Raw genomic sequence first — 14,434 nt, forward strand, 5'->3', positions numbered from 1 at the left:
GATCGGCGGATGAGTTTAAGCAAACGTTGTTTTCGCAAAGTGCCTCCTCCTTAATATACGGTTTTATATAAAAATGCAAACTAATGTTCGTGTTTTTACTATATGCATAGCGTGATGTTCTGTCAATGCCTTCCAAGGTACAGTAGAGAAAAAAATAGTTGGATGTATTTTCAATATGGTATAGGAGGGGTTTTTTTGAAAAGGTCTATTGCTGTTATATTGACCCTTGTCATGTGTCTCTCGTTGATCGGTTGTGGCGGTGTGCCGGATGGGATGAGCAAGAGCGCCTACGAAATTGGGGTGAAAGCTTTGAAAATCACGGACCAGTATATTGATGCTGATATTTCTGCTGATGAGGCTCATGCAAAATTATCCGATTTGTCAGATAGAATAGATAGCTTGCCTTATTCAACGGAAAATATCAAAGATAGGATGGTGGGAATTTATATTGACAGCATTTCTTATGAGCTTATTCGGTTTCAGATGGACTATTCTAGCATTGTAGAGGATCGTGATAAATTAGCGAATGTGCTAGGAAGATAACAAATATGTTGGGCTACAATAAAACCATACAGTAGGAGGACTTGAGATGAAAAAGTTTGCTGCGGTTCTTTTGGCTATTGGGATGTGCCTTGCCATGGTTGCCTGTGGAAATAGCACTCCAGAAAGCTCTTCGTCTGGGAATAATAGCCCAAACGAAAAGGTCTATCTCGAGGAAAGTGAAGTCACAAGCATGCACGCCAACCCCAAGTCATTTGAGGGTAAATATGTAAAGCTTTCTGGAAGAGTGTTCGGGCCTGTCGAACAAAATAGTGGCTCCATTGCTTTTCAAATGTGGTGCGATCCCGTTGGATATGACCTTGATGTGGCTGTGATATATAACAATAATGATGTAAGTATAAAAGAGAACGACTATGTGATTATTGATGGTATGATATTGGGAGAAATGAGCGGGCAAAACGCTTTTGGAGGTACGATAACATCGCCAATGATAGCGGCGGACACTTTGGTGTTATCATCCTATGCTGAGGTTGTAAGCCCGACACAGAAAACAATTACACCTGAAAACGCTACAATTGATCAACATGGGTGTGTGGTTACTATTGAAAAGATTGAGTTAGCGGAAAATGAAACGCGTGTGTATATAAAGGCCACGAATAATTCGAGCGAGAAAATGTCTGTTTATACGTTTAATATGAAGCTTGTGCAGGGAAATAAGCAGTATGAAGAATCTTACCAGTTCGGCGCTGATTATCCAGAGTTACCGTCCAGTATATTGCCTGGCATAGAAGCTGATGGAGTCGTCGTGTTTGATCCAATTTCGCCAGATGAAGCCATAAAGGTTTATGTGGAGGCCGGAAACGATAATTATCGCCTTGATTTTGAGGATTATGTTTTTGAAATCCCGGTTCAATAATCAATTTAGAAGCTTAAGTCAAAAGCCCCGCACAAACGGCGGGGCTTTGTAAAAAATGAGTATGCGAGGTTAGTTTTGCCCAAAAAGAAAACAATGTATAAACGACCAGATGGTCTATACGAGAAAATGCTCATTATTAACGGAAAGCGGAAAGCGTTTCGTGGGAAAAGCGAGGCGGAGGTTTTTCGGAAGATAGCTGCCTACAAGGGTGAAGTAGAGAAAGGGCGCGCCTTTAAGGTAGTAGCAGAGGAATGGCATGACAAGCTCTGGCCGACGCTCGCTCACAACACTACAAACGGGTACAACGCCGCATATAGACGTGTTGTAGATGCATTTGGCGATCTATCAATCAAGGAATTGCGCCCGGCACAGATTGAGGCGTTTGTACAAGAACTTTGCTTGAAAGGCTATGCCAAAAAGACTGTGGCAATGCACTTGCAGCTAGCCAAGCAAATATGTAGTCATGCGGTCCTTAGTGGAGATATTGAGTATAGCCCAGCCATGTATGTAATGCTTCCGGGTAGGCTTCCAGAAAAACACAGGGAATTGCCTTCTGATGATCAGATTGACAGGATCATAAAAGGGCTAGAGGCCGAGTTTGGTTTATTTGCTTACCTCATTTTATACACTGGTTTGCGCCGTGGAGAGGCGCTTGCTCTCACTCACGGAGATATTGACCGGGAGCGAGGCCTTGTACACGTTACAAAGTCACTATATTGGGAGAGCAATGATCCGCATATAAAACTTCCAAAAAGCAAAGCAGGGGAGCGCGACGTGATTTTGCCAGATATTCTTGCAGACGCGATTAAACCAGGAGCAAAGAACGTACTGTTGTTTCCGGGGTTGAACGGAGAGCTTATAACATCTTCCCAGTTCCGTGCAAAATATAAAAAGTATCAAAGAGAATGTGGGGTAACGGTCACTCCCCACGAAATTAGACATGCATATGCTACAATGCTGTATGATGCGGGGGTTGACGCTAAAGCCGCCCAAGAGCAGCTGGGGCATTCATCGGTTGCGATTACGCAAGATATATATACTCTTATTAGCCAACGACGCCGTAAGGACACCCGGGAAAGAATCAACGCTCAATTTGGAACAAGAACACAGAAAATACACAGTAACAGCAAAAATGCCGATGAATAAAGAAGTTGAATATATGGGGAAAATATGAACCGCACCAATTACCAGCGGGAACTGGATGCCTTGATCAAAACCTTGGCTGAGCGGCCCAGGTTGCTGCTCCATAGCTGCTGTGCGCCCTGCAGCAGCTATGTGTTGGAGTATTTGGCTCCCTATTTTCGCTTGGAGCTGTTTTATTATAACCCCAACATCGCGCCGGAGCAGGAGTACCAAAAGCGGCTTTGGGAACAGAAAAAGCTTGCGGAGCGGCTGCAAATCCCAGTTTTAGAGGAGGCGTACCGGCCTCAGGACTTTTATGATATGGCCCGGGGCATGGAGGACGCTCCTGAGGGCGGCATCCGCTGCAAAGCCTGCTATCGGCTCCGGCTCCGAAAGACCGCTCAGCTGGCGCGGGAACGGGGGGTGGACTATTTCTGCACCACGTTATCCATCAGTCCCTTAAAGGACGCTCAGGCCATCAACGTCATCGGCCGGGAGGAGGGGGAGCAGGCCGGCGTGCGTTGGCTGCCCTCTGATTTCAAAAAACGGGGAGGATACCAGCGGTCCATTGAGCTGGCAAGGGAGTATGGCCTCTATCGCCAAAACTATTGCGGCTGTCTCTTTTCCCGGAGGGAGGAAACATGAGAAGAGCGTTTTCCTATTTGATGATGGGATTGATCTGCTAGTTGGGGATGGCTGGATGTGAAGAATCCCTCTTGGGTAATCCTAACAGCAACTGAAATTTAGATAGGACATCCCAGCGGTATGGGTAACCTATTCCAGATGCTTTGCGGTATCGGAGGAACCAGGCTATCTGGGCTTCGCATCGGCGGAGGGGAATCCTGGGGATTTATTTTTAACCTGGAAAAAGAATAAATTGGTGACGGGGGAAATAATCTATCATTTACATTTTAAGTATAGTGGACAGGATTACCAACTTTCTATATTGGATGCGCTGAGGCTGGAGCGATAGTAGGATAGTATAGGAAAGGTTAAACACGATAAAAAGGACCTGATAGCTGCTTTAGGTCTTTTGTGTTTTTTGGACTTGATCAACGATCGCACAATTCGGATTGACCGCTTGCAATGCGTTTTTCATACGCATTGGGAGTATTAAATGCATTAGGATGCGTATAAAAGTCTTCTTTGAGTGCATTAAAACGCGCTTCCAACAAACTCAACTCATAGGAAATTTTAGAATGGTTAACGGAAGATACAATGTTATGTAATTCTTGGGGATCCCGAGATAGATCGTACACATCCGTAATTTTAACATTTTCAAAAGAATCAAATATAAAAATATTTGTAATTACAGAATACGCGTCGGTACGTACACCGAGAACAATCGGCCTACGGAGCATGTCAGGACAGCCTCCACCCATATATTCAATAAACGCATGATCTCGTCCCTCGTGCGAGAGTATAGATAGTCCCGTCATTTGAGGCGGAATAGGCAGATTACAAAGATCTAAGAGTGTTGGAGCTACATCTTTACTCTCATAGAATCCCGTACGGATTTCAGGGGTTAAGCTCTCATCATAAATTAAAAACGGGACATGGTAGTTTTCTCGATGGGGGGTGTTAACATAACGATCTCGTATTGGATCATAGCTATATGAAAATCCATGGTCGGCAGTAATGACGATTGCAGTATTTTCCAATATATTGCGTTGCTTTAACTCATAGAACAAATGTTCTAAGCAGTGATCCATATATAGTAAGGAAAGGTCACTGGTTAACGATCCATGATAACGCTTGGGAAGATGTGCGATGTAATCTTGTATGGCTGAAAATTCATTATCTAATTGAGAAAAATCTGAATAATTTGTGGTAAAGAATGATTCGGGTGCATGCGCATCATCTATATGTAAATATGCAAAATAGGGCCGCGAATCATTTCTATTGTCTAACCATTCTAAATAATGATTGATAAAATTAATTGCGGGTACTGCCGCTTTAAAAGTGCTGTAGTTTTTACCAATGCGATCGTAAAGATCTTTATCCCACACTGCATTTCTATACATTGCAGCGTACTGATAGGCACTATGAAAATCACCATGAATTAATGCACGTGATAAACGCCCTAAAGGAAAAGGAAGGTTTCGCAAGTTTTTCTTTTTGTTGGTCTTATAGATTTGATCAAAAATCGGACGATAACATCGACAAACTTCCCTTTGGACTTGTGGATCAACGCGCCGGTTAGATGTCCGAACGGGAATTTGGAATAAAATGTGGTCCTGCTTTTAAATGAACAGCTGAGTTAAATACTGTTTTGGATCTTTTTGAAAGGTCTTATATTCCTGCTGAATTTTTAGAAGGTCTTGGTCCAATCCTTCCAGATCATCATTTTCATTTAATATAGAGACCAAATCGCTGCGCTGCAGTAGCTGCTCAGTAATATGGATCCAGGCAATAAAATTATCATAGAGGATATCTTAGAGCATACTGATTTCAGTTTGCGATAACTTATTTTACAAAAAGAGTGGAGCATAGTAGGAAAATCGGTAAGACCAAACCTCAGCAAATTGAAAAAAGCTTTGGTGGTGTCGAGCGTCTACTCCAGGAAAAGAGTAGGGAGGATAAATGGTTGGATAGTAATGGTTAATAAATGTTTCATACTCGTTGCTTGAAATTCTTGTAGGACTGTACGCCGATATTTAAATTTTTGTAAATATCCGCCGCTATTTAGCATTTCTACTCCGCTGAGTAGCGGAATAACGGCTGATTTGGTAAAAGGGCCTTGTGAATATTGCGTTGCTATAACACAATGCTCTTTCAATTTGTTTAAGAAGGGCATTGGGGTATGACGGTAGAGCGTTTCATCCAAATGTTCTACAGCAACAGAGTCGATTATAAAGAATAAAACGTTTTTAGCCATTTTCTCAACTTTCTTTCTTAAGCTTTTTAAAAATGATATCCAGAATTGGATCCCGACGATAAAGCAAATAAGCACCATATAAGCAGACACAAAGAATAATGGTAAAAGCAATATGTCCAATTGTACCGAGTGGAAAAGCATGGACTATGAAGGAGATTGGAATAAACAGGATTGAGATAAAAAAGTATCCAATAATCTGACGAGAGAAAAAGTTGCAATGTATATGCAAATGCTTGTTTACATATCTGGTGGTTATAATGTCAAAAAGAGCTACAGCAATGGCGGTTGTGCACATGGCGGTTAGCGGGGAAAAGATTTGTAGCCAAATCAACAGGAAATCAAAGGCTACATTAGCTAGGCCGAAGATAAGTAAGAAGCTAGTGAGCTGACGTTCACAATTATTGATGTACATTACCAGATTGCTGATTAAAGATTGATAAGCAAATGGAATCCGTGCTAACGCAGTTACAATTAAAACTGGATATACATATGTATATACATCTTTGGTATATATCCACATAATTTCTTTTGCGAGAACGAGAATTCCAAAGGATATTGGGATAACAATTGCCATATAGGTATGAATTGTTCTATGCAAAGTATTTTCATAAGAATCCTTATCATGATTTCCAATATAATAGGAAAGTCTGGGGATCGCAACCGTGACGAGGGAGAGAGGAAGCGTGCAGAGCATACCTACCAATGTAGAAGGCAATGTATATTCCGTAACCGCAATATCACTTACAAAAGGGCTTAACAATAGTTTGTCCAATTGTCCATAGAGCATCTCTACGTTTGCAAGCAAAAGAGTAATGATTAAAGGCAGGATATACGATTTTAGTTGTAAGCTCTTAAAAGAAAACTTTACATTGCGCTTAATATATGTAAAGCTTACGAAATTATTGAGAAAAATGGTCATGGAGACCACGATAGAATAGATGATAACATCGGTTGGACGGCGAACAAACGCGAAAATGGAAATAAAATATAGAAATCGAATAATAATGGTTTTTATAGTAATAAAACGGTAGTTTTCCGTTGCTTCGTTGATGAATTCGATATAAAAGACGTTGGAAGCCATTTGAATAATCATAACGGCATACACATAAAAATCAATTCCGGTAGAACGAACAGAAAAATAGATAATATAAAAGAAAGTAACAACGCAGTTAGCGATGACTCCAACAACAAATAAACTAGAAAAAATTTGAGAAAATTTTACAGGATCTTGTCTGACTTTGCTAATTTCACGAAGTCCATAGTTATATATTCCAAAGGATCCAATTACAAAAAAAACGTTGAATTCTGCGTAAACACGATTATAAATTCCATACAGTTCCGGAGAGAGCAGTCCCGCTATGTAGGGTCCAACAAACAAAGGTACTAAAAGATTGAATGCATTGAGGATGCCTTTATAAATTGCGTTTTGCCCCAGCGAAACAGATGGGCTTTTTTTCATGTGTAAATACCTCATTGTTTATCTTTATTACGCATATTATCATTGATGAATGCGTCTATTGTAAAACCATCTTTAAAAAAAATCAAACCGATATGCTTTTGAACGATAAATATCGCAGATAGTTCATTTGGATGTAAAAAAATTTTTCAGCAATAAAACCATTTTTAAAAAATACGATACGGTATGACTATACCGTATCGTATTTTTGCCGGCTGTACGATTCTTGTTAATTTAGACCAGAAGGATTTGTATCGCCGAAGTTTTGATCTCTTTCATCAAGGGGCGTTCTTAATTTATGATTTGCGCGTTTTTGCGCTCCTTTTAACGGCTATTACAACCACAGCAAACAGGATAAAAGCCACTGCGCCTCCAACGATGTAGTAAAGATAGGTATAGTCTACAACCTCCCCCGTTCCATTCTCCTTTGCACGATACTTGATATCGTACTTGCCGTCGCCGTTCTGATCCACCTTTAATTCGGTTGAACGAGCGTTTTTTGCAACGGTGTCGATTACCGTATCCTGTGTAATCACTATGTTATAGAACTCCCTGATATCGCTATACTCACCGTTTTCATCCATAAAGCCAATGGTATAATCCATCTCACCGCTGTCGGTTCCCTGGATGCGAATGTCATAGCTGGCCCCTTCTTTTAACCGCAGGATCTTGGTGCGGTCATCTGACCGATCCTCGTTTTCCTCAAAGGTCAGAGTTCCAAAATCAGTTCTGACACAGAGATTTTCCTCAGAAGAATTCAGCATTTCACCATCGTGGGATACCGTAACGTCAACGGGACAGGCAATGCGAACGTAGATGTATTTTTGTCCGTTTAGCTGATCTGCAATGTCGCCAAAGAAAAACACCAAATCATTGGCGTCCGCCACCTCATAGTGGCACCCGCTGCTTGCAATCCCCTCCATAAGCGCCTGAGCGGACGATCGATATCCGCCCATATTTTCAAAGAAGCCCAGGGTATAGATGTAGATACCGTCCTTCTTGATCTCGTCGGCATAGGAGATCAGCTCGTCGCCGACCTTGCCGTCGTTGGGCTCTCCGTCGCTCATCAACACGATGATCTTCTTTTTGGCATTGCTGTTTTGCAGCATATCACGTGCCATGGAAAGGCCGGATTCGATGTTGGTTCCGCCGCCGTCGTTGATCTGCTGAACAACGCTGGTAAGATAGCTTTCATTCAGATTGAAATCGGACAGCATCATGGAATCGTTGTCATATGTGACAATGCCGATGCTTGCATCCTCCTTGAGAACGGTGCGGATAAAATTGGCGGATGCTTTTTTTGTTTCTTTCATGGGCGCGCCCGCCATGCTCCCCGATGCATCAAGGACCAAAACGATATCCCGTTCATCGGAAGTGGTGCGAACCATCCACTCGGACTCGCCTCCATCTGCCTCCAGTTGGTCGATTTTGCTTTGCACGCATTTGGCGTAGGCCTTTGCTCCCTTGCTGTTGGGATGCATGGAATAGGCGCTCACGAAGCTCTTGGGAAATCCCGTTAAATCCTCCGACTGCGGCAACATTACTTTGTTGATATACGGGTTATCGGAATAAGCCTCGTGGCCGTTAAACGCCTCCTCAACGGAGACGAAACAGATTTTAATGCCGGATGCTTTGCAAGCATTGACCAGGTTTTCGATCTCGTTGTTGAAGTTGCTGACCGAGTCGTTGACCAAAGTGGCTTCTTCACGGCTGAAAAAGAAGCCCTTGCCAGTTTGATCGAGCAGCTTTGGATATCCGGCTACAAGGATCTTGGCTTGTGGCCCAGCCTTCTTTGAAATCGCCTCATATGCCTGTCGAAGGTCATCCCGGATTCCGCCGTCCGCATAGAACTTCTTCCAAGTATCATTCAGCTTATCCGACAGCTTGCTGGTGTGGAGATATGTGCTGCCCAGCGCCGCCTCGGTAATCACATCCGTAAAACCGGCGTCGTTTCCTCCCAGCGTTATTGTTACGTAATCCGCCTTCTTGCTTCCCAATGTGTCAAACACGTCCAACTGCGGATCCAAGGATGCCGTTCCGGAATTGCCGTCCCGATCGTACTCCTTTTTTTGCGTGTGCAGCATATGCTCCGTTTCCGCCCCGGACACCGCCGCAAAATACCAGTGCGTGTTGCGGTTTTCCGACATTGTGCCGCTTACCGATGGAAGCGTCAGCATTCCGGACCAACTGTTTTGGGACCGATGCGCAAGCCAATCGGGGTTTTTCACCTTTTTGGAGGTATCCTCGTTTTGGCCGTAAAAAGGCTCGATCCCCTCCCCGGAGGAATAGGAGTCCCCCAGCGAGACGATGATTCTATCGCCTTCCAGCGTCTCGGCGCTTGCCGCGGGCAACACCGGAAACACCATAACAAGGGCGGCTGCTATGCCAAGAAAGACTCGAAAAAACCTTGCTGTTTTTGCTGTATAATTGTATTTACTCATCGTTCATCGATCGCTCCAATGGTCAGGTTTTCCAGCGTTTCAGCGTCAATGCGGTCAACCGTTTTTACAATGAGGGACGATTTATTTGGAATCGTCTCATAGAATCGATTGGTGGTGCCGTCATAACTCATGACGGTATTGGACTCGGATAGAATGACCTGTGCGTCCAGATCTGACTGGATATTATAGGATACGGGATTCGCCATGATCGCACCATTGATCATAAAAATCGTCCAAACATCGCCGTTTTTAGAAACATAGTACGTTTGATAGGTGGGGTGTTTGGTGGATGACCCCTGGGAAATCTCCGTTGCCTCGGAGTAATCTCCGGTCATGGAATACTCCGTTGTTATGGGGTATTCATCCAACCCGCGCTCCGCAAGGGTATCACAGGTTTCGGCCTCTGTAGTGACCGTTGTGGAATCGTTTGCATCTATTTTGGATAGAATGGTTGCATTGTCTTCAAAATAGGAATCGGCGTCAGGGGGTGTAACCTCAAATGTGCCCGATGCTTGCGGCAGATCTCCATGGTCATTGGAAGGATCCTGTCCTTGATGGGGCAAGGCTTCCCGCTCCTTTAGACCCATTGAGACCAGCAAAGTTTCTACAAAGGGGATATCCACCACATCAAAATATACCAGCGCTGCCGTTGTGCCACCGGCCAAAATACCGAAAAGAAGAACGATCAGCAGCAATTTTAAGAAGAACCGGCGGACTTTCTGTCCGCGCGACATGGCAGCCCTTTTCTCCCGCTTTTTTTCCTGCTTAATCCGCTTGTTCTCCCGCTTGATCTGCGCCTTTTTTTCTTTTTTAGACGGCAGCTGCCCGCCAGCGCTTTTCTTGCTGATGGATTCCGTATTTTGTCCCTGTGCAGCAGCGCTGCGTTTTGCTTCTGGTTTTTCGTTCTGCTCTTGGCTTGTAACGGCATTTGGATTGCATTTTGGGCATAATCCGGTGGCTTCATCAAGCCTTGTTCCGCATTCTTTACAGAACTTTGCCATGTGCGTATCCTCCTTAATCCAACTATTTGATCAAAAGCGGGGAAGAGGGGCTGTGTCTCCGCTGCTTTTGATGGAATCGTATGCGTGCCTGCTTTGGGCGCCCAAGCGGCTTTTTATAACAGACGGGAAAACCTAAGGACAAGGCTGTATAGGGCGTCTGTGTACCCTTGTATTATAATGATGAAACAGAGAAAAACAACTCATAATGCGGATTGGAAAAAGCCTTTTTCGCCTGGATCATGGCTGGAACGTCCCTTTGCGGAAGCGGATCCGCCAATCCGGTCTTTTGCGTATATATGCCAGCCTTGGCGTATCCTATTGAAAGCAAAAGAAAAAAGCCCCTAAACCCGCATGGTTAGGGACTTTTTTGTCTCATTTAAAAGTGGATGCGGCCTGTTCGCTGTTAAACTGGTTGGTATAAAGCCGGTAGTAGTAGCCTCGCTTTTCCATGAGCGCCTCGTGGCTGCCCCGCTCCACAATCTCCCCATGGCGGAGCACCAGGATGATGTCGCTGTTGCGGATGGTGGAGAGCCGGTGAGCGATGATGAAGCTGGTGCGGCTGACCAAACTGGCGGCGATAGCGCTTTGGATCAGCTGCTCCGTTTCGGTGTCCACAGAGCTCGTGGCCTCATCCAGGACAAACAGGCTGGGATCATTTAAAAGGGCTCGGGCAAAGGAGATGAGCTGTTTTTCCCCGGTGGATAGACGGCTGCCGCCCTCCCCCACTTGGGTATCGTAGCCATCCCGCATGCGTTCGATGAAGGTGTCGGCATGGACGACCTTGGCGGCACGCTCCACCTGCTCCTGGGTGGCCTCCATGTTGCCGTATCGGATGTTGTCCCGGATGGTGCCCGAAAACAGATGAGGCTGCTGGAGCACGTACCCCAGATTGCTTTGAAGCCAGATCTGGGTGTGGTCCTGGATATTTTCCCCGTCGATGAGGATCTCTCCCTCGGTGGCCTCGTAGAACCGGCATAATAGGTTGACGATGGTGGATTTACCGGCGCCTGTCTCCCCTACCAAGGCTACGGTTTGGCCTGGTTCCACCGTGAGGTTGAAGTGTTCCAGCACCCGGGTGCCGTTGCTGTATTGGAATCCCACATCCCGGAACTCCACCCGGCCCCGAATGGGGGCCCAGTTTTCCTTGCTAGGGGCAAAGAAGGTGCCCTCCCGCTCCCGAGCGGCAGCGTTGTCCTTTATCTCGGGTTCGGTATCCACCAGATCCAGTACCCGCTCCGCCGCGGCCTGGGCCGACTGCATCTCGGCAAAGATACGGGCCAGCTGCTGAAGAGGCTGGAAGAACTGGTTGGTGAAGGAGATGAAGGCCGACAGGGTGCCAAACCACATGACACCGCTGGTAACCAGATATCCGCCCTGCCAGAGTACCAGGCCCAGGCCTACGGCGCTGAGCATCAGGATACAGGGCATGTAGATGCCGTTTAAGGTGGCGGCTTTGATGGATGCCGCCCGCATCTGGCCGGTGATGGCGGAAAACTCATCCAGGTTGGCCTTTTCCCGCACCAGCGTTTTGGTGGTTTTTGCTCCCATGATGCCCTCGTTAAAGCTACTGGTGATCATGGAATTGGTCCGGCGGACGATCCGCTGCTGCCGGAAGATGCGTTTTTGAAAGAAGGAAGTGGCCAGCATGAGGAAGGGAACCACCGCCAGCACGCATAGGGCTACGGTAACGTTCAGGTAGAGCATGGCGCCCACAGCCCCCAGGATCACCGCCACGGCCCAGAGGATATCCACCAGGCTCCAGGCCAGGGTTTCGGACAGGCGGTGGACGTCGCTGGTGAGCCGAGCCAGGAGATAGCCCACCGGAGTCCGGTCGTAATAGGAAAAGGATAGTTCCTGAAGCCGGGAGAAGGCCTTCCGCCGGATGTCCCGGCTCACCAGCACCTCCAGCCGGCCGGCGTTCCGCACAAAGATATAGGTAACGATGGCCTGAAAGGCGGCCACACATACCGCGCCCAGAGCAAAAAGCCCCAGGCCGTTGATGCTGTTTTGCTGGACGAAGGTATCGATGGCGTATCGAGTCAGAAGGGGGAAGGCTACCTCGCCGATGGCGATGCAGATGTTGGCGATGATGACGCCCCAGAGGTTTCGCTTGTAGACAAAGAGGTATTTACACAGCCTCCGCCAGATGGAGAGGTTGATGCGCTTGGTGTATTCCTGTTCCTGAATTCCGTAGGCTTGATTCAATTCTGCGCACCTCCCATGCTGGCTTCTGTTTCCAGTTTTCCGTAGATGTCCCATACCGCCTTGTAGGGCCCCTCCTCCTGAAGCAGCTCCTGGTGCGTGCCCTCCTGGACGATACGGCCTTCCTCCATCACCAGGATCTTATCCAGCTCAAAGAGAGTGGTTACCCGGTGAGAGATGATGAAGGTGGTACGGTCCCGTTTGTTTTCATCAAGCGCTTTGCGGATGGCGGCGTCGGTCTCGGTATCCAGGGCCGAGAGGGAATCGTCAAAGATCATGATGGGAGCGTCCTGGAGGAGCATTCGGGCGATGGCCACCCGCTGCTGCTGTCCGCCCGACAGGGTTACGCCCCGCTCCCCTACCAGGGTTTCAAAGCCGCCGTCAAATTCCCGGGCCAGGGAATCGATCTGGGCGATCTTAGCCACCTTCATGACCTCCTCCCGCTCCTTATCCGGATCGGTGATACGGATGTTCTCCATAATGGAGCGGGAATAGAGAAAGGGCTCCTGCAGCACGATGCCTACATTCTTCCTCAGCCACTTTCTTTGCATGGTGCGGATGTCGATGCCATCGATGTAGATGGCGCCCTCCGTGGGGTCGTACAGCCGCTGCATGAGCTGTACCAGAGAGCTCTTGCCGGAGCCGGTAGCTCCCAGAATGCCGATGGTCTGGCCCGCCTTTACCGAGAAGGATACGTTCTTTAGTACCTGGCGCTCCTCGTCGTCATAGGAAAGGCTCACATGCTCAAACCGCACGTCCCCCCGGATGGTGGGGGTCAGCGCGCCGGGAGCGTCCTCCTCCACGGGCTCGTGGAGCACCTCGCTGATACGGGTCAGGGAGACGAAAGTTTTGCCCAGATCGGACAACAGCCGGCCTAACTGCCTTACCGGCCAGAGAAGGGTGGTGATATACCCGGAAAAACTGATGAGCATGCCCACGGTGATGGCCCCGGTATAGGCGAAATAACACCCCGCCACGGTGGTGATGGCGATCTGCAGATAGATGAGGAAATCCGTAACCCCCCAAAACGTGGACAGGTTTAGCATCATCCGGTAGCTGTTGTCCACAAACTCCCCGGACGCTCCGTCAAACTTCTCCATCTCCTGCTTTTCCTGGCCGAAAGCCCGAACCACCCGAACTCCGGTGAGGTTTTCCTGCATCACCGTGGACAGCCGGCCCTCGGCCTCATCCACCGCTTTGAAGGTTTTGCGGACCACCTTGTAGAACCAGAGGGAAAATCCAAAGAGGGGCAGCACCACGATGAGGGAGATCAAGGTCATGGGTACGTTCATGCCCAGCATCAAGAACAGGGCAAACCCCAGGGTGCAGACGGTGCGGGTCAACTCCACCAGCTGTACCGCCATAAACCGGCGTACGGTCTCCACATCGGAGCTGCACCGCTGCAATAGATCGCCGGTATTGGCGTTGACGTGGGTGGCGTAGGGCATATGGGACAACCGGTCGTAGAGCCGGTCCCGGAGCTTTTTGATGCTGGTTTCACTGGCGGAGCTGGCCAGCCGGGCCCGCAAAAAGGAAAAGACGCTGTTGACCAGGTAGATCAGCAGCATAAGTACGCCGCAGAGCCACAGGTTGCTTAGAAATGTGGACCGGCCCCCTAGGAGATCATAGATTCCCTGCAGGTAGCCTGGCAGGGGAAAGGCCTCGCCCCCGATGACGGCATCCACCGTAAAACGGATTACCTGCTGGGGTAAAAGCCCTACCAGGGAAGTGACCGCCACCGCCACCATGGCCAAGATGAATTTCAGCTTCTGTCCCTTTAAAAGCTGAAAAAAGAGCCTCAGTTTGCTTTCCTGTTCCATTGCGCACCTCGCTTCAAAATCCGCGGGTTTTCCGCACACGCCAAGAAAGACGGGGCCCATAGGGCGCCGCAGACGATGCAAAAACGATTTGGATAAA

Annotated in this window: 11 protein-coding genes; 4 read left to right on the forward strand and 7 right to left on the reverse strand. The window is 47.5% G+C overall.

The window, feature by feature from the left end; genetic code table 11:
• Positions 1-195 precede the first annotated feature (195 nt).
• From KP626_RS07020 to KP626_RS07035, 4 genes are all read left to right on the forward strand, one after another.
• Entirely contained in the window at positions 196-543 is a 348-nt protein-coding gene (locus tag KP626_RS07020) for a hypothetical protein (RefSeq protein ID WP_395976144.1), read from the forward strand.
• Between the two features lie 46 nt (positions 544-589).
• Positions 590-1,417, forward strand: coding sequence for a hypothetical protein (locus tag KP626_RS07025; RefSeq protein ID WP_395976146.1), 828 nt, complete (start codon positions 590-592; stop codon positions 1,415-1,417).
• Positions 1,418-1,492: 75 nt separating this feature from the next.
• Positions 1,493-2,563: a tyrosine-type recombinase/integrase gene (locus KP626_RS07030; RefSeq protein WP_395976148.1), complete on the forward strand. Its 1,071-nt coding sequence runs from the start codon at positions 1,493-1,495 to the stop codon at positions 2,561-2,563.
• Positions 2,564-2,587: 24 nt separating this feature from the next.
• The gene (locus tag KP626_RS07035) at positions 2,588-3,184 is read left to right on the forward strand and encodes an epoxyqueuosine reductase QueH (protein ID WP_395976150.1); all 597 of its coding nucleotides are present in this window, start codon (positions 2,588-2,590) and stop codon (positions 3,182-3,184) included.
• A 407-nt stretch (positions 3,185-3,591) separates the two neighbouring features.
• Here KP626_RS07035 and KP626_RS07040 read toward each other — a convergent pair whose 3' ends face one another.
• The 7 genes from KP626_RS07040 to KP626_RS07070 all read right to left on the reverse strand — a co-directional run bounded on the left by KP626_RS07040 (position 3,592) and on the right by KP626_RS07070 (position 14,337).
• Complete coding sequence (locus KP626_RS07040; protein ID WP_395976152.1) at positions 3,592-4,647, reverse strand: sulfatase-like hydrolase/transferase; 1,056 nt, start codon at positions 4,645-4,647, stop codon at positions 3,592-3,594.
• 446 nt (positions 4,648-5,093) lie between these two features.
• Positions 5,094-5,417, reverse strand: a complete 324-nt coding sequence (locus tag KP626_RS07045) for a hypothetical protein (RefSeq protein WP_395976154.1) — start codon at positions 5,415-5,417, stop codon at positions 5,094-5,096.
• Between the two features lie 4 nt (positions 5,418-5,421).
• Positions 5,422-6,876, reverse strand: coding sequence for an oligosaccharide flippase family protein (locus KP626_RS07050; protein ID WP_395976156.1), 1,455 nt, complete (start codon positions 6,874-6,876; stop codon positions 5,422-5,424).
• A 293-nt stretch (positions 6,877-7,169) separates the two neighbouring features.
• Positions 7,170-9,314, reverse strand: a complete 2,145-nt coding sequence (locus tag KP626_RS07055) for a VWA domain-containing protein (RefSeq protein WP_395976158.1) — start codon at positions 9,312-9,314, stop codon at positions 7,170-7,172.
• Complete coding sequence (locus tag KP626_RS07060) at positions 9,311-10,315, reverse strand: hypothetical protein (protein WP_395976160.1); 1,005 nt, start codon at positions 10,313-10,315, stop codon at positions 9,311-9,313. The genes KP626_RS07055 and KP626_RS07060 overlap by 4 nt, the downstream gene beginning before the upstream one ends.
• A 372-nt stretch (positions 10,316-10,687) precedes the next feature.
• Entirely contained in the window at positions 10,688-12,520 is a 1,833-nt protein-coding gene (locus KP626_RS07065) for an ABC transporter ATP-binding protein (RefSeq protein WP_395976162.1), read from the reverse strand.
• Positions 12,517-14,337, reverse strand: coding sequence for an ABC transporter ATP-binding protein (locus KP626_RS07070; protein WP_395976164.1), 1,821 nt, complete (start codon positions 14,335-14,337; stop codon positions 12,517-12,519). Before KP626_RS07070 ends, KP626_RS07065 begins: the two co-directional genes overlap by 4 nt.
• Positions 14,338-14,434 lie beyond the last annotated feature (97 nt).

The sequence above is a fragment of the Christensenella sp. MSJ-20 genome, from assembly GCF_044357945.1.
Lineage (GTDB): Bacteria > Bacillota > Clostridia > Christensenellales > QAND01 > QAND01.

Coding starts and splice junctions, on each gene's coding strand:
- KP626_RS07055 (WP_395976158.1), bottom strand. CDS start 9,314: ATGAGTAAATACAATTATACAGCAAAAACAGCAAGGTTTTTTCGAGTC.
- KP626_RS07025 (WP_395976146.1), top strand. CDS start 590: ATGAAAAAGTTTGCTGCGGTTCTTTTGGCTATTGGGATGTGCCTTGCC.
- KP626_RS07060 (WP_395976160.1), bottom strand. CDS start 10,315: ATGGCAAAGTTCTGTAAAGAATGCGGAACAAGGCTTGATGAAGCCACC.
- KP626_RS07070 (WP_395976164.1), bottom strand. CDS start 14,337: ATGGAACAGGAAAGCAAACTGAGGCTCTTTTTTCAGCTTTTAAAGGGA.
- KP626_RS07035 (WP_395976150.1), top strand. CDS start 2,588: ATGAACCGCACCAATTACCAGCGGGAACTGGATGCCTTGATCAAAACC.
- KP626_RS07045 (WP_395976154.1), bottom strand. CDS start 5,417: ATGGCTAAAAACGTTTTATTCTTTATAATCGACTCTGTTGCTGTAGAA.
- KP626_RS07050 (WP_395976156.1), bottom strand. CDS start 6,876: ATGAAAAAAAGCCCATCTGTTTCGCTGGGGCAAAACGCAATTTATAAA.